This is a genomic window from Streptomyces sp. NPDC036822 (genome assembly GCF_055609145.1).
Genome location: NZ_JBVJPY010000003.1, coordinates 556,186 through 572,087, shown reverse-complemented (window position 1 = coordinate 572,087; position 15,902 = coordinate 556,186). Strand labels below are relative to the sequence as shown.

At 73.2% G+C, this 15,902-nt stretch carries 8 protein-coding genes; all 8 read right to left on the bottom strand.

Annotated features, from left to right (window positions below):
* Window positions 1-2 precede the first annotated feature (2 nt).
* The 8 genes from ACZ68P_RS10075 to ACZ68P_RS10040 all read right to left on the bottom strand — a co-directional run bounded on the left by ACZ68P_RS10075 (window position 3) and on the right by ACZ68P_RS10040 (window position 15,825).
* Window positions 3-1,271 carry an MFS transporter gene (locus ACZ68P_RS10075; protein ID WP_471004708.1) on the bottom strand — a complete coding sequence of 423 codons (1,269 nt, stop codon included), beginning with the start codon at window positions 1,269-1,271 and terminating at the stop codon, window positions 3-5.
* Entirely contained in the window at window positions 1,268-9,652 is an 8,385-nt protein-coding gene (locus ACZ68P_RS10070; RefSeq protein ID WP_471004706.1) for an amino acid adenylation domain-containing protein, read from the bottom strand. The genes ACZ68P_RS10075 and ACZ68P_RS10070 overlap by 4 nt, the downstream gene beginning before the upstream one ends.
* Entirely contained in the window at window positions 9,649-9,873 is a 225-nt protein-coding gene (locus ACZ68P_RS10065) for an MbtH family protein (RefSeq protein WP_365712784.1), read from the bottom strand. Before ACZ68P_RS10065 ends, ACZ68P_RS10070 begins: the two co-directional genes overlap by 4 nt.
* Before the next feature lie 6 nt (window positions 9,874-9,879).
* Window positions 9,880-10,959 carry a thioesterase domain-containing protein gene (locus ACZ68P_RS10060; protein ID WP_471004704.1) on the bottom strand — a complete coding sequence of 360 codons (1,080 nt, stop codon included), beginning with the start codon at window positions 10,957-10,959 and terminating at the stop codon, window positions 9,880-9,882.
* A gap of 91 nt (window positions 10,960-11,050) precedes the next feature.
* The gene (locus ACZ68P_RS10055; RefSeq protein WP_471004702.1) at window positions 11,051-11,812 is read right to left on the bottom strand and encodes an SDR family oxidoreductase; all 762 of its coding nucleotides are present in this window, start codon (window positions 11,810-11,812) and stop codon (window positions 11,051-11,053) included.
* On the bottom strand, window positions 11,809-12,984 hold the full coding sequence (locus tag ACZ68P_RS10050; protein ID WP_471004700.1) for an alpha/beta fold hydrolase: 1,176 nt from the start codon (window positions 12,982-12,984) through the stop codon (window positions 11,809-11,811). The genes ACZ68P_RS10055 and ACZ68P_RS10050 overlap by 4 nt, the downstream gene beginning before the upstream one ends.
* A gap of 1 nt (window position 12,985) precedes the next feature.
* Window positions 12,986-13,927 (bottom strand): chlorinating enzyme, encoded by a 942-nt coding sequence (locus ACZ68P_RS10045; protein WP_471004698.1) that lies wholly within the window; start codon window positions 13,925-13,927, stop codon window positions 12,986-12,988.
* A gap of 11 nt (window positions 13,928-13,938) precedes the next feature.
* Window positions 13,939-15,825 (bottom strand): amino acid adenylation domain-containing protein, encoded by a 1,887-nt coding sequence (locus ACZ68P_RS10040; protein WP_471004696.1) that lies wholly within the window; start codon window positions 15,823-15,825, stop codon window positions 13,939-13,941.
* Between the last annotated feature and the right edge of the window lie 77 nt (window positions 15,826-15,902).

Below are 15,902 nucleotides of genomic sequence, written 5' to 3'. Positions count from 1 at the left end.
CCTCACGGGTTCACTTTCCGGGCGTCGGGGAGGCCGGCGGTGGCCGTCGGGGGGACGGCGGCCCGGCAGCCGAGGACGTAGAACCACCAGCCGGCGATCACCAGGGCGATCAGCGCGGCGAACATCGCGGCCGGGGAGGCGTGGACGAGGAGGAATCCGCAGATGATCGGGCCGATGGCCACACCGATGTGGACGAGGTTCTGGGCGCCGAAGTAGCTGCCGCGCAGATTGCTCGGGGCGATGGCGTCGATGAACATGTACTCGGCCGGCACGACGATGACCTCGCCGATGGTGAAGACGACGATCGCGGCGACGATGATCCACGCTTCCGTCGACAGGGCCATGCCGATGAGTCCGAGGACGAACGCCCCGGTCCCCCAGGTCAGCCAGCGCAGCAGCGTCTTCTCCTTCAGCCGGCTGCCGATGACGTACTGCGTGGAGATGACGACGATCGCGTTGGCGGCCGAGATGTAGGCGACGAGCCGGTAGGCGGAGTCGCGGGACTCGACGAGGACCAGGTACTGCGACATGTAGGTCAGCAGGGGCCCGTAGACGACGATGCTGAGGATGCCGCCGAGGGTGAAGAGTCCGAGCCGGCGGTCGGCCCGCATGACCCGCAGGACCTCCCGGAAGTTCATCGACTCCTCGTCGGAGGCGGCGGCGTCGGCGGGCCGGTCCTCGGGCGCGTCGGTCGCCGTGAACAGCCTGCGATAGATCACCAGGGGCAGCAGGGCCGCGAAGATGACGCCGGCGGCCAGCAGGAACGGGCCTCCCGTTCCTGCCTGCACGGTCCACACGCCGAGGAACGGCCCGACGGCGGCGCCGATGTTCTGCAGGGAGTAGCGCAGCGAGAAGACCTTCGCCCGGTTCTCCGAGGGCAGCAGGTCGGCGAGGAGCGCGTTGGCGGTGACGCTCATCGAGGAGGAGGCGGTGTTGGCGACGAGCAGGATGCCGACGACCAGGAGCGGGGAGCCGACCATCGGAAGAGCGGCGTAGAGCACGGTCAGCACGACGTCCAGGACGATCATGAAGTGGACCTTCACGAACCGGTCGGCGAGGTAGCCGCCGTAGACGCTCACCATCGTGCCCACGAGCAGGCACACGCCGAGGACGTAGCCGACGGTGGCGCCGTTCATGTCCAGCGAGTCGTTCAGGTAGATCGGCAGATAGGCCAGGATGCCGAAGAAGCTGACCGAGCGCGCCATGGCGCACAGCAGCAGGATCCGGACGGCGATGGGCAGTTCACGGACGAGCGTCAGCAGGTTCTTCACGCCGGCCCCTCCCCCGCGATCGCTTCGATGATGTCGATGAGGGATTCCTTGATGGTGTCGATCCGTCGCCGGTCGAACAGGTCGGGGTGGTGGCCGAACAGGATCTCCAGCCGCTCCCCCGGGATGACCGTGATGCCGAGCGGATAGTGGGAGACGCCCTTGGCGCCCTGGGTCCGCTCGCGCACGCGCGGCCCGTCGGCACCGGCGGACGGGCCGGTCTGGTCAGGGTAGTTCTGGAAGACGTAGTACGCGTCGAAGATTTCGCCCGCCCCGGCCAGCCGCTGGATCTCGGTCAGGCCGAGATGGCGGTGCGGGAACACCTCCAGCTGGGCGGACTGGACCCGCCGCAGGGTCTCGCGGAGCGGCTCGCCGGGCTGCGAACGCACTCGGAGGGGCACGGTGTTGATGAGCAGGCCGACGACGGACTCGATGTTGTCGATCTCGGCCGGACGCTCCGAGACAGTGGTGCCGAAGACCACGTCGGTGGTGCCGGTGAGCCGGCCCAGCTGGATGCCCCAGGCCGCCTGGAGCGCGGTGTTCAGGGTGACGCCGAGGCGGGCGCAGGCCCGCTCCAGGTCCCGGGTCAGTGCCGCCGGGAGGACGGCGGTGGTGGTGACGGGCAGGACGTGGGAGGCGAGGCCGGGGTGGCCGACAAGGGTCGGCCCCCCGACGCCCGCGAGGTACTCCCGCCAGGCGTCGAGCGCGCCCTGGCGGTCCTGGCGTGCCAGCCAGGCGAGGTAGGCGCGGAAAGGGGTGACCGGCGGCAGGTCGGCGGCGCGGCCCGCGTACAGGTCGAACAGGTCCTGCCAGACGACGGGCATGGACCAGCCGTCGAGGAGGATGTGGTGGTCCGCCACGAGCAGCTGGTGGCGGGTGTCGGAGAAGCGCAGCAGGGAGAAGCGGAGCATGGGGCCGGCCGCCAGGTCGAAGCGGAGCGCCGCGTCCTCGGCGACGATCCGGTCCGCCGCCGCGGCCTGCCCGCCGGGGGTGAGCCCGGAGAGGTCGTGGAAGCTCCAGGGCGGCTCGACGGCGTCCCGCACCACCTGGACGGGTGTCTCCAGGCCGCGTACGGCGAAGCTCGCCCGCAGGTTGGCGTGGCGGGCCAGGAGGCCGTGCGCGGCGTGCCGCAGCCGGTCGGGGTCGAGGGGGCCCTCCAGGTCGAAGAGGGTCTGCCCCTGGTAGGGGTCGTCGCCCTTCTCCGGGTCGGCGGCGATGGCGTGCAGCAGCAGGCCCTGCTGGAGCGGGGCGAGCGGGAGGACGTCCTGGAGGCCGGGGTAGGTCCGCTCAAGTGCGGTGAGGGTGGACTGCTTGAGCGGCAGGAGCGTCACGTCGGAAGGGGTGAGCCCGCCGAGATCCGGGTGGTCGGTGAGCCCGGCGAGGCCGGCGAGCAGCCCGGTCCACCGCTCGGCGAGCGCGGCGACGTCCTGCTCCGGGAAGAGCGCCGTGTCCCACCGCCAGACGGCCTCGGCCCCGCCGTCCTCGCGCCGCCGGACGTCGAGCAGGAGGGGGTACGGGGCCGGCGCGGCGTCCACGTCGTAGCGGAAGCAGACCTGCGAGGGCGCGAACACCCCTTCCGGCCCGGTTGCGTCCGCGCTCGCCCGGCGCAGTGCGGCGTGCCGGCGGCCTTCGTCCGGCAGCGCCCTGACCTGCTCCTTGACCCGCTTCAGGGCGCGGGCGAGGGCGCGCGGGTCGGTCAGGCTCCGGTCGAGGTCGGCCAGGCCGGGGGTGAGCCGGACCGGGACCGGGTCGGGGACCGACGGCGTCGCGAGGTCGACGCGGAGCGCCGACAGGGCCTCGGGGATCCTCCGCCCGCGCCACTCGATGAGCGCCGGGGCGAGGGCGGCGAGCGCGATGTCCGCGGGCCGGGCGTGGAACATCCGCGGCAGGGCGCCCAGCAGCGCCTCCGCGAGGTCCGCCGGGAGCACGCGGACCGACTCGGCCCGGACGCCGCCCGGTGTCCCGTACGCCGGGTCGGGGGTCTCCAGCACCTTGTGCCAGAAGGGCAGTTCTGCCGCCTCCGTCGTGTCCGGGGCGGAGGTGGCGGTCTGCCGGCCGGCGTGGGCGATCAGCGTCTCCACGGTCTGGTGCCGGAAGACGTCCCGGGGTGTGATCACGAACCCTTCGGCCCGGGCCCGGCTGACCAGCTGGATGGAGCGGATGGAGTCGCCGCCGAGGTCGAAGAAGCGGTCGTCGACGCCGACTGTCTCCAGGCCGAGGACCTCGGCGAAGAGGCGGGCGAGGGTGATCTCCTGTGCGGTGCGCGGCGGCCGGGCGGCCCGGGGGGTGAAGTCCGGTGCCGGCAGGCGGCGGGTGTCGAGCTTGCCGTTGGGGGTGAGCGGGAGCGTGTCGAGGGGGACGACGGCCGCGGGCACCATGTGCTCCGGGAGGGTCCGGGCCGCGTGGCGCCGGACGTCCAGGGCGAGGGCGCGGCCGTGGTCCTGCGCACGCGGGTCGTTGCCGTGGTCGTACAGCGACCGGCCGTCGGACGCCCGGGGGACGTAGAGGTCCGTCAGCAGCGGGTGGGCGGTGTCCCCGGCGAGCAGGACCGCGTCGAAGCGGTCGCCCCCCGGGGTGTCCGTCCAGGTCAGCCGGGCGGTGTAGCCGAGCCGCCCGGCCAGCGCGTGGACGGCCTCGGGGTCGACGCCGGGGCGGGCGCGGGTGGCGAGGCCCAGGTCGCGCACGCGGGCGGACTGTTCGGTGCGCATCAGGCGCGCGGCCTCCACCTCGGCGGCGACCCGGTGATTGGGGATGCCGGTGACGCGGAGCACGGCCGGGCGCGTGCGCTCCAGCCGGTCCCGCAGGGCGTCGAGGCCCGCGGTACCGGGGCCGTCCGGGCCGGTGGCGTCCGAAGCGTCCAGACCCGCCGTGTCCGGTCCGTCCGGGCCGGTGGCATCCTGCCAGGCCAGCTCCTCCGCGTCGCGTACGGAGACGAGTGCGGCGCCCCGCTTGTGCAGGACGACCTCGTAGCGGAAGTCGGTCAGTTCGTTGCGGAAGTGGCCGCGCTTGAGCTGGATGTCGACGCCCGTGACGTCCTCGATCTCCTCGGCGATCCGGCTGAAGAACGCCGGATCCAGCAGGAGTTCGCCCTCCAGCCGCACGGTGTGGTCGACCAGGTCGCGTACGGCGGTGACCGGGTCGTCCGCGTGGGCGCCGCCGTGCAGGGCGGTCGCGGTGAGGAAGGGGTGGAGCAGCCGCAGATGGCGGATGTCGCCGAGGAAGATCCGGCCGCCCGGCTCCAGCAGTTCCATGGCCTGCCTGAGGACGTCGACCAGGTAGGCGACGCTGGGGAAGTACTGGGCGACCGAGTTGACGACGACGGTGTCGAAGCGCCGGCCGGCCAGGTCGCCGATCTCGTGGGCGGCGAGGCTGCGCAGCACGACCCGGTCGCGCAGCGCGTCCGACTCCTTCACCCGGGCACCGAGGGTCTGGATGAGGGAGGGCGAGAAGTCGACGCCCGTGTACGTCTCCACGTGCGGGGCGACCTGCCACAGGACGAGCCCGGAGCCGACGCCGACCTCCAGGACGTGGCGGGGCCTCAGGCCGAGGACGCGGCCGACGGTGGCGGCCTGCCACTCGCGCATCTCCGGCAGCGGGATGGGCCGGTTGTCGTAGCTGCTGTTCCAGCCGGTGAAGTCCTGTTCGACGCCCAGGTCCTCCTGCTCGCTGTAGCCCTGCTCGTGGATCTCCAGCCACCTGTCGACGTGCGCGATGTCGTCGGCGAGCCCGGCCCGGGCGCGGCCGGCCGCGTCGGACGTCCTCGGTACGACGTAGCCGACGAGCTGTTGGTGGCCGGGGGTGTCCTCGCGGACGACGACGACCGACTGGGCGACGCGTTCGTGGGTGTCGAGGACGGCCTCGATCTCGCCGGGTTCGATGCGCATGCCGCGGATCTTGACCTGGTCGTCGGCGCGTCCGACGAAGTCCACGACGCCCTGGCCGGAGGGGAGCGTGCGCCACTTCGCGAGGTCGCCGGTGCGGTACATGCGGCCGCCGGGCGGACCGTAGGGGCAGGCGACGAACCGTTCGGCGGTCAGGCCGGGGCGGTTGAGGTAGCCGCGGGCCAGTCCGTGCCCCGCGAGGTAGAGCTCGCCGGTGACGCCCGGGGGGACCGGCCGCAGCGCGGCGTCCAGGACGTACACGCGGGTGTTGGGCAGCGGGCGGCCCACCGGCACCGAGTCGGCCTCGAACTCCGGGCCCGCGCTGCCGCACTCCCAGTACAGGGAGTCGACGGTCGCCTCGGTCGGGCCGTAGGCGTTGATCATCGTGCGCCCGTGCGACCAGGTCGCGGCGAGCCCGGGCGGGCAGGCCTCGCCGGCCACCATGAGGTGCGGCACGTCCGTGAGGGCGTCCTCGGCCATGGAGCCGAGGATCGTCGGCGAGAAGGTGATGTGGGTGGGCCGGAAGCGGGCGGTCAGGGCGCGCTGGCGGTCCGGGGAGAGCAGTTCCTCGGGGGAGGTCAGGATGACGGCCGCGCCCGCGAGGAGGGTGCAGCACATCTCGCAGAACGTCGGGTCGAAGTTGATCGAGGAGAACTGCAGGAAGCGGGAGCCGGCGTCGAGCCGGAACCGCTCGATGTAGCCGCGGGCCAGGTTGGGGATGCCGCGGTGGGTGACGGCGACGCCCTTGGGCCGGCCGGTGGAGCCCGAGGTGTAGATGACGTACGCGAGGTCCTCGGGCCGCAGCGGGGCGCGCCGCTCCGCGTCGGTGGGGGCGTGGCCGGGAAGCGCGGCCAGCCCGGCGCGTACGTCCGGGTCGGCGAGGTCGAGCCGGAGCACGTCGGCCGCCTCGGGGGGCAGCTTGGCGAGCAGGTCGCCGGTGGTCAGGAGCGCCTTGGGCCGGGTGTCCTCGACCATGAACGCGAGCCGGTCGGAGGGGTAGTCGGGGTCGAGCGGGAGGTAGACGCCGCCGGCCTTGAGGATGCCGAGGAGGCAGGCGAGCAGCTCGGGCGAGCGGCGCAGGGAGAGCCCGACGACGTCGTCCCGGCCGATGCCGTGGGCGATCAGCCAGTGGGCGATGCGGTTGGCCTGCCGGTCGAGGTCGGCGTAGCCGAGTTCGGTGTCCTCGTGGACGAGGGCGAGCGCGTCGGGGGTGCGGGCGACCTGGGCCTCGAAGAGGGCGGGGAAGGTCGTGTCGGGCAGGTCGAGCGCGGTGGCGTTCCACCCGTCGAGCAGCGTGGCGCGCTCCTCCTCGTCGAGGAGGTCGATGGCGTCCAGGCGGCGGTCGGGGTCGGCGGCGACCGTGTCGAGGACGCGCAGGAACCGGCGGGCGAGCCGTTCGACGGTCTCCCGGTCGAAGAGGTCGGTGGCGTACTCGATCTCGCCGCGCAGGCCGCCGGGACGTCCGTCGGGCGCGAAGCGCTCGGTCAGCTCGATCGTCAGGTCGAACTTGGAGGTGTGCGTGGGCACGGTCTCGTGGACGGCGGCGAGGCCGGCGAGCCGCCAGTCGGGCTCGATGTTGTTCTGGAGCACCAGCATGACCTGGAACAGCGGGTGGTGGCTGGTGGTGCGGGCCGGGTCGAGGACCTCGACGAGGTACTCGAAGGGCAGGTCCTGGTGCTCGTACGCGCCGAGGTTCGACGCTCCGACCCGGGCGAGGAGTTCGGTGAAGGCGGGGTTGCCGGAGGTGTCGGTGCGCAGGACCAGCGTGTTCACGAAGAAGCCGACGAGGTCGTCGAGGGCGCTGTCGGCGCGGCCGGCGAGCGGGGAGCCGAGGGGGATGTCGGTGCCCGCGCCGAGCTTGGTCAGCAGGGTCGCGGCCGCCGCCTGGAGCACCATGAAGAGGCTGGCGTGTTCGCGTCGGGCGAGCGTCTGGAGCCGTTCGGTGAGCGCGGCGGGCACGTCGAAGCGGACGACGTCCCCGCGGAAGGTGGCGAGCGCGGGGCGCGGCCGGTCGGTGGGCAGGTCGAGGAGGGCGGGGGCGCCCGCGAGCCGCTCGCGCCAGTAGGCGAGCTGTTGGGACATCGTGGAGCCGGGGTCGTCGGCGGAGCCGAGCAGCTCGCGCTGCCAGAGGGTGTAGTCGACGTACTGCACGCCGAGCGCGGGGGCGTCCGGGGCGGTGCCGGCGCGGTGGGCGGTGTAGGCGTCGGACAGGTCCTTCACGAGCGGGGCGAGGGACCAGCCGTCACTGGCGATGTGGTGGATGCACAGCAGCAGGACGTGGTCGCGGGGGCCGGTGCGGAAGAGGTCGACGCGGACCGGGATGTCGGCGGCCAGGTCGAAGAGGTGCCCGGCGGCCCGGTCGACCGCCGCGCGCAAGGCGTCCTCGGACACGTCGTGGAGGGTGATCTCGACCCGCGCCTCGCCGGCCGGGACGACGATCTGCTCGGCGCCCGACGGCCCTTCGGCGAAGTACGTCCGCAGGCTCTCGTGCCGTACGAGCAGGTGGTCGACGGCCGCGCGCAGGGCGTCGAGGTCCGGCTCTCCGGTGAGGCGGACGGCGATGGGCAGGTTGTAGGTGGCGCTGGGTCCTTCCAGGCGGTGCAGGAACCACAGGCGCTGCTGGGCGTACGACACGGGCACGCGGGCGCCGCGCTCCCGCACGCCGGGCGCGGGGCGGGCGGGTGCGCCGCCGTCGAGTCGCCGGGCGAGAGCGGCGGGGGTGCGGTCCTCGAAGACGGCGCGCAGGGGGAGTTCGACGGCGAGGGCGGAGCGGAAGCGGGCGACGAGGCGGGTGGCGAGCAGCGAGTTGCCGCCGAGGTCGAAGAAGCTGTCGTCGGCGCCGACCCGGGCCACGCGCAGCACCTCCCGGAAGAGGTCCACGACGGCCCGCTCGCGGTCGGTGTCGGGTGCGCGGTACGGGGTGGAGTGCGCGAACTCCAGCGCGGGCAGGGCCTTGCGGTCCACCTTGCCGGCCGGGGTGAGCGGGAAGCGGTCGAGGACGGCGATGCCGGCGGGGACCATGTGCGCGGGCAGCCAGGCGCGCAGCGCGTCGCGCAGGGCGGCCGGCTCGGGGGTGTGCCCGGGGGCGGGGACGACGTAGCCGGCGAGGTGGCGGCTGCCGGGGGCGCGGTCCTCCCCGCCGGCGCCGGGCGCGTCCTCGCGGACGACGACGCGTGCCTGGGCGACCTCGGGCAGGCGGCGCAGCGCCTCCTCGATCTCGCCCAGCTCGATGCGGTAGCCGTGGATCTTGACCTGCTCGTCGACCCGGCCGAGGAAGTCCAGCGCTCCGTCGGCGCGGCGGCGTACGACGTCTCCGGTGCGGTACATCCGGGTGCCGGGAGGGCCGGACGGGCAGGCCACGAACCGCTCGGCGGTGAGCGCGGGCCGGCCGTGGTAGCCGCGCGCCAGGCCGTCGCCCGAGAGGTACAGCTCGCCGGGCTCGCCGGGCGCCACGGGCGCCAGGCGCTCGTCCAGGACATGGACTCCGGTGTTCCACATCGGCGTGCCGATGGTGACCGGCCGGCCCGGGCGCACGGGGGCCACCAGGGACCAGATGGTCGTCTCGGTGGGGCCGTAGAGGTTCCACACCTCGGCGTGGCCGTCGGCGGACAGGAAGTCGGCCAGGTCCTTCGGCAGCGCCTCGCCGCCGCACAGCAGCCGGGTCCCGGCGGGAACGTCGGCCGGTGTCCAGCCTGCCTCCCGGAGCAGCTGCCACAGGGCGGGGGTGCCCTGGACCAGGGTGGGCCGGGCCTCGGCGAGGCGGCGGCGCAGGGCGGCGCCGTCGACGGCGGTCGCGCGCGGGACGAGGTGGAGCGTGGCGCCGTTGACCAGGGGGACGTAGAGCTCGAGCCCCGCGATGTCGAAGGAGATCGGGGTGGTGGACAGCACCACGTCCCCGGGGTGCACGCCATGGTGCGCGGACATGAAGGCCAGGAAGTTGGCCAGCGAGCGGTGGGTGACGACCACACCCTTGGGGCGGCCCGTCGAACCGGAGGTGTAGATGGTGTACGCCCCCTGGCCGGGGCCCGGGCGGCGGTCCACCGGGTTCCCGGCCGCCTCGCTCCCCCGGAGAAGGCCGGTGGAGGGGGCGAGCAGGGCGGTGGAGGGGTCGACGGGGCCCAGGCCGGGGGCGATCGCGGTGGTCGTGATCAGGGCGCGCGGGCGGGCGTCGGCCGTCATGTAGGCGAGGCGCTCGGTCGGATATCCGGGGTCGAGCGGGAGGTACATCGCGCCGGCCTTGAGCGTGCCGAGGAGGGCGGCGACCAGGTCCGGCGAGGAGGGCAGGGCGACGGCGACGGTGTCCTCGGGGCCGATCCCCCGGTCGATCAGCCAGTGCGCGACGCGGTTGGCCCGCTCGTTCACCTCCTCGTACGTGAGGGCGGCGCCCTCCCCGCGTACGGCGACCGCCGACGGGTCCAGGGCCACTTGCTCCTCGAACCGGGCGACGAGTCCGGAGGTCCAGGTGGCGCCGGGCCCGGCGGGGCTCTCCGTCCGCGCGGTCATGAGCGGCCGTCCCTTCCCGGCGAGCCCGCCGGCGCGAGCGCGGTCCAGTGCTCCTCGACATACCCGAGGCAGGCGGCCCGGGCGTCGGGGCCGAAGACGGTGTCCCAGCCCCGCGGGACCGCGACGGCGTCGGGCCAGAGCGAGTGCTCGCCGGCCTCGTTGGCCAGGACGCGGTACACGCCCGACTCGTCCTCGAAGGGGTTGCTGCTCGGCTGGTCCATGTCGCCCTATCCCTCGCCCACGAAGTCGTCGATGCGTGCGGCGATGTGCGCCGCGTCCGTCACGCAGAGCCGCACCCCGTGCTCGTCGGAGTCCATGACCTCGGTCGTCAGCTCGCCCGTGATCACCGACCGCCAGTGCGGCAGCGTCTCGTTGTCCTTCGCCAGGAGCATCAGCGCGTCGATGTCGAGCGGCTCGGGGCGGTGGGTCTCCAGGGCGCGGGCGGTGGTGCGGAACGCCTTGTGGAGGCGCTCGGCGAACCGGGTGGCCGCCCCCGCGCCGGCGGCCTCGGCCCCGAACAGCACGGTGGTGATCTCCCGGTAGACGCCCTCCCGGGTAGCGTCGGCCGGGGCGAGCGGCGGGTGCGTGGTGTGCGGGTCGACGACCCGCAGGACGTCGTCGCGGAACTCGACGAGCCGGGCGGCCTCGTCCTCCGCGTCCCCGGGGTCGGCCGAGCCGTCGAGGTAGCCGTCGACGATCACCAGCTTGCGCAGGCCGAGCCCGCGTTCCTCGGCGATCCGGGCGATCTCGTAGCCGATCACGCCGCCGGCGCAGGCGCCCACGAGGTGGAAGTCGTCCTCGCCGAACTCGTCCTCGATGAGGTCCGCGTACTGCTCCGCGATCGCCCGCATGTCGTCCGGCACGTCCACCGCGCTGATGTGCGGGGACTGGAGACCGAAGCACCCGCGGTCCGTCCCCAGGAGCCGTACGAGCCGGGCGTATCCGTCGACCAGACCGAGACCGGGGTGGATGAACAGCAGCGGCGTGCGGGAGCCCTGGTTGCTCATCCGGATCACCGACCGCTCGGTGTTGGCGGCCTGGAGCAGCGCCTTGTGGGCGCTCAGGGCCCGGATGGTCCGGTGGCGCAGCAGGTCGCCCATGTTGAGGGACCAGCCAAGGCGCTGGTTGATCTGCTCGATCGTGACCAGGGCGAGCAGGGAGTCGCCCCCGGTGGCGAAGAAGTCGTCGTCGAGACCGACCGACGGCCGGTCGAGCGTGGTCTTCCAGATCTCGACGAGGGCCTGCTCCACCAGGCTCTGCCCGGGCGTGACCTCGCTCTCCTCGGGTGCTGTCTGCCGAGCACTCACAGCGGGACTCTCCTTCTGATCGGTTCGGGCGGATCGGTCGGACGGGTGACGGGGCCGGGCGCGGGGCTCGGGCGGTCAGGGCCCGGCGGTGCTACATCCAGCCGCCCGTGAAGTGCAGGACGTCGCCGGTGAGGAAGTCGGCGGAGCCGCTGCCCAGAAAGACCACCAGGTCGCCGATCTCCTCCGCCGTACCGAGGCGGCCGGCGGGCAGCAGGTCTCGCAGCCGGGCCCGGCCCTCCTCCGTCTCCCACAGCTCGGGCGGGTAGTAGGTCTCGCTGCGCAGGAAGTTCGGCGCGACGGCGTGCACGGTGACGCCGTGCGGCGCCAGTTCCCGGGCCGCCGCCCGCGCGTAGGCGGAGGCTCCGGCCCGCAGCGAGCTGTACGTCGAGAACCCCGCCTCGGGCCGCAGCGGGGCCGCGGAGGTCATCAGCACGATGTGTCCGCCGCCCCGGCGCTTCATGTGCGCGGCGGCCTTGGCGAGGACCGCCGCCGGAGTGACGAGCAGCGCTTCCGCCGCCTGCCGCAGCTCCGCCGGATCGGCCTGGTCGACCGGCAGGTAGCGGGCCGGGTGGACGTCGTTGCTGACGACCAGGTCGAGCCGCCCGTACCGCTTCACGGCCTGCCCGACCGCGCCGGTCGCGGTCCTGGCCGGGGAGGCCACCGCCCCGTCGCGGCCGTCCTCGTACGCGGTCCGCGCGGCCTCGTCGAGGAAGGTCTCGTCGTGGCAGAGCACGGTGTAGCCGGCCTTGCGCAGGGCCTCGACGCAGCCGGGCCCGGCGTAGCGCGTCACATGGGTGACCACGGCCACGCGCTCCGCCCCCGGGCCCCGCTCCGGCTCCGCCTCGGCGCTCACGCACCACCGCCGACGAACTCCCGGATCATGGCGTAGATCTCCTGGTCCGGGATCAGGACGTCGTGATGGCTGCCGGACTCCCGCTCCGCGACCCTGGCCGCCCCCGCCACGAGCCCGTGGAAGTGGTGGGCCGTCTCCGGGTGGGTCATCCGGTCGGTACGGCTGGTGGCGATGAGCACCCGTTGCCCGATCCGGCGCGCGGACTCGTTCGCGTCGTACGCCATGAGCGCGTTGTTCAGCCGGGCGTACCGGTGGAACAGCTCCAGGTCGCCGTACGGATAGAGGACGTAGGGCGCCAGCCGGGTCGGCACGCCGAACAGCATGTTCGGGTCGAGGAACAGGTCGAGCACCTCCCGGGCCCGGCGGTGGCCGGAGGCCGCGCCGGCGAGCAGGCCCTGGAACTGCTTCTGGAACGGGGTGCGCATGACCCCCTCGCCGAAGTTCAGGTCGGGGTGGAGGACGGTCAGGGTCTCCACCCGGTCCCCGAACTCGGCGGCCGCCGCGAGCGCCACGGGGGCGCCGCCGCAGATCCCGATCAGCTGCGCCCGCCGCAGGCCGTACTCCGCGAGCACCGCCCCCACGAGGGCGACCTCCTCGCCGAAGTCGCCGTCCGGGGTGTCCAGGGACTCCCAGTCGCCGAAGAGGTACGGGTTCTCGTACGTCACGACCTGCCGGTCCCGGGACAGCTCGTCCAGCCAGGGGCGGAACAGGGCGGCCGGGACGCCGCAGGGCAGGACGAGGACGACGGCCTCGCCGTCCGGCGAGGCGGCCCCCGAGGAGAACGAGTCGAAGGACGGCAGCCCTTCGGTCCGGACCCGGCGGCGGCCGGGGAGGGCGGCGAGCCCGGCCAGGCCCGCCGCGCCGCCGGACGGTTCCCCCGAGCGGTCGGCGACCGGCCGCCAGGCCCCGGGCTCCAGGTCGAGGAAGTTGCTGAGCGCCACTTCCAGGCTGGAGGGCTTGTCCGGGGCCGGCCAGACGAACCGGGGCACCGTCAGCCCGTACGAGGCGCCGATGCCGGCCAGGACCTCGTTGCACCGCTCGACGTCCCGCGGGCCGAGGGCGTCGCCGCCCCGGCCGTTCGCGGGGAACACGCGCAGCGTCTCGCGGGCCGATCCCAGGAGGGGCTGGCACAGTTCCAGCGCCTCCACCACGCTCAGGGTCGTCGTGGTCATCTCAGAACTTTTTCCCGCGCGTGGTCTCGGTGACCATGCGGTTGGAGGGGTTGTTGTTGGCGCCGTTGACCAGGACGCTGCCGTAGCGCTCCAGGCTGATCCGGCCGCCGTACTCCTCGATGTGGTCGCTTCCCGGGTAGACGGAGACCGAGGACGGGACGTACCGGGAGGCGAAGCCCATCCGCATCTCGTTGGTCAGGCCCTCGTGCGGGTGGGACGCGTGCATCAGCGTCGACCAGAAGATGATGAACTGCCCCGGCTCCATGACCTGCGAGACGGCGGCGTCCTCGTCGGGCTTCCAGTCCGGGTCGACCTGGAGCTCACGGTAGTCGTAGCCGAAGAAGCCGCGGCGCACGCCGTCCTTGTCGACCCCGTTGATCGAGTTCGGGTCGTAGTGCATCCGCTTGGTCTCGTCGTAGTTCATCTGCTGATGCGTCCCGGGGATGAACTGCAGGCAGCCGTTCTCCACCTTGGCGTCGGTGAACGCGGACCAGACGGTGATCGTCCCGCCGAACTCGGCGTTGTCCGGCCACAGGATCTGCGGCGTGCCCGAGGCGTTGGCGAAGGTGTCCGCCTGGTGCCAGTCGGTGCCCTCGTCGCCGGGGTGCTTGGGGAAGAACTCGGTGCGCCAGCAGATGACGTCCGGGCCGAGGATGGAGGCGACCCGCTCGACGATCTCCCGCTTGCCGATGTGGGCGGCGAGGAAGTCGTTGTCGAGGTGACGGTCGTAGTTCGAGATGTTGGTGGCCCCGGACAGCTCGTCGTCGGGGTAGACGGCGTGGCTGCGGTCGAGCATCTGCAGCCGGGTCTTGCGCCAGATCTCCCGCATCTCGTCGGGCTGGTAGAGCGTGAAGGGGCCGATGAACCCCTGCCGGTGGAAGGTGGCCAGCTCCTCGTCGGAGAGGGCGAAGGACTTCTGGGACTTCTGGGCGTGCGTGGTCATGTGCTGTGCTCCTAGCGGGAGGTGAGGGCGAGCCGGCTGCGGATGGCGGCGGCGAGGGCGGCGATGTTCGCGCCCTCGGCGAGCGTCCCGACGTTGAGGTCGGTCTCGAACCGTTCGTTGACGACGCTGAGCATGTGGATCAGGGAGAAGGACGTGCCGCCGAGGTCGAAGAACTCGTCGGTGTCCGCGATGCCGTCGGTGCCGAGCACCTCCGTCCAGACGTCACGCAGGACGTCCTCGACGGACTCGTCCCCGGAACCGGCCGCGACCGTGACCGCGTCGCCGGCTACGGCGCCCGTTCCGGTCTTCGACGTCGCGGCGAGCCGGAGCTCCAGCCGCTTGCGCAGGCCGTCCTCGTCGAGCTTGCCGTTCACCGTGACCGGCAGCTCGTCCAGCGGGAGGTAGGCGGAGGGCGCCATGTAGCGCGGAAGCGCGTCGGCGACGGCGTCCTTCAGCTCGGCGACGAGCCGCTCCGGCTCGGCGGTGGTCACGGGGTACGCGACCAGGCGCGGGTCGCCCTCGCCGAAGTCGGCCGCGAGGACGACGGCGTCCCGGACGTCGGGGTGCCGGGTGAGGACGGCCTCGATCTCCCCGGGCTCGACGCGGTAGCCACGGACCTTCAGCTGCCGGTCGGCGCGGCCCGCGTAGGCGAAGGTGCCGGGGGCGATCTGGACCCCGCGGTCGCCGGAGTCGTACCACCGCGCGGTGGTCCCGTCGGCGGCGGTCCTTTCGACGAACCGTTCGGCGGTGAGGGCGGGGTGGTCCAGATAGCCGCGGGCGACACCGGCGCCGGAGACGTGGAGGACGCCCTCCTCGCCGATCGGCAGGGAGCGGCCCCGCTCGTCGACGACGTCGATCCGCAGGTCGGCGAGGGGCTCGCCGATCAGGCTGCGGCCCTCGCCGTCGCCCGCGAGGTCGGCGGCGGAGATCCGCTTCCAGGTGACGTGCACGGTGGTCTCGGTGATGCCGTACATGTTGATCAGCGCGGGCGCTTCCAGGCCGTGCCGGTCGGTCCACGGCGTCAGCGCGCGGTGGTCCAGCTTCTCGCCGCCGAAGACGACGTACCGCAGGCTGAGCGGGTCGTCGGCCGGGGCGGCCTCGTCCGCCTGGACGAGGTTGCGGAACGCCGACGGCGTCTGGTTGAGCACCGTCACCCGCTCGCGGCGCAGCAGCTCGTGGAAGGCCCGCGGGTCCCGGGCGGTGTCGGAACCGACGACGACGAGACGCCCGCCGTGCAGCAGCGCGCCCCAGATCTCCCAGACGGAGAAGTCGAAGGCGGCGGAGTGGAAGGCGCTCCAGACGTCACTCTCGTCGAAGCCGAAGACCGGCTCGGTGGCGGTGAAGAGCCGGACCGCGTTGCGGTGTTCGACCATGACGCCCTTGGGCTCGCCGGTGGAGCCCGAGGTGAAGATGACGTACGCCAGGCTCGACCCGTCCGCGCCCTGGTGGCCGGCCGGGGCCCGGTCGCCCTCGGGGCCGGTCTCGGCGGGGGCGTCCACGAGGACGACCCGCTGCCCGTCCAGCAGGCCGGCCGTGGCACCGCTCGCGACGACGACGCCCGCGTCGCAGGCGGCCAGGACGAAATCGCGGCGCTCGGCGGGATAGGCCGGGTCGACCGGCACGTATCCGGCACCGGACTTGAGGATGCCGAGTATTCCGACGACGAGATCGGTCCCGCGCTCCACGCAGAGCCCGACCCGGCGGTCCCTCCCGGCGCCGGCCGCCCGCAGCGTACGGGCCAGCCGCTCGGCACGTACGTCGAGTTCGCGGTAGGTCAGTCGCGTACGGCCGTCGGTGACGGCCACGGATTCCGGGAAGCGCGCGGCGGTCCGCTCGAAGTTCTCGTGCAGGGTGAGCGAATCATCGAGCGATTCGCTGGAAATCGCACCAGGATTCATAGACGTGGAGCCTTTCCCAGTCGTGGATCAGGAGGATTCGGATGTCGCGGGATTCTCGGGCGGCACGTAACTCCCGG

Bases quoted from the DNA above. Each gene is read 5' to 3' on its own strand.
- ACZ68P_RS10070 (WP_471004706.1), bottom strand. From the start codon at position 9,652: ATGACCGCGCGGACGGAGAGCCCCGCCGGGCCCGGCGCCACCTGGACC.
- ACZ68P_RS10065 (WP_365712784.1), bottom strand. From the start codon at position 9,873: ATGGACCAGCCGAGCAGCAACCCCTTCGAGGACGAGTCGGGCGTGTAC.
- ACZ68P_RS10050 (WP_471004700.1), bottom strand. From the start codon at position 12,984: ATGACCACGACGACCCTGAGCGTGGTGGAGGCGCTGGAACTGTGCCAG.
- ACZ68P_RS10045 (WP_471004698.1), bottom strand. From the start codon at position 13,927: ATGACCACGCACGCCCAGAAGTCCCAGAAGTCCTTCGCCCTCTCCGAC.
- ACZ68P_RS10040 (WP_471004696.1), bottom strand. From the start codon at position 15,825: ATGAATCCTGGTGCGATTTCCAGCGAATCGCTCGATGATTCGCTCACC.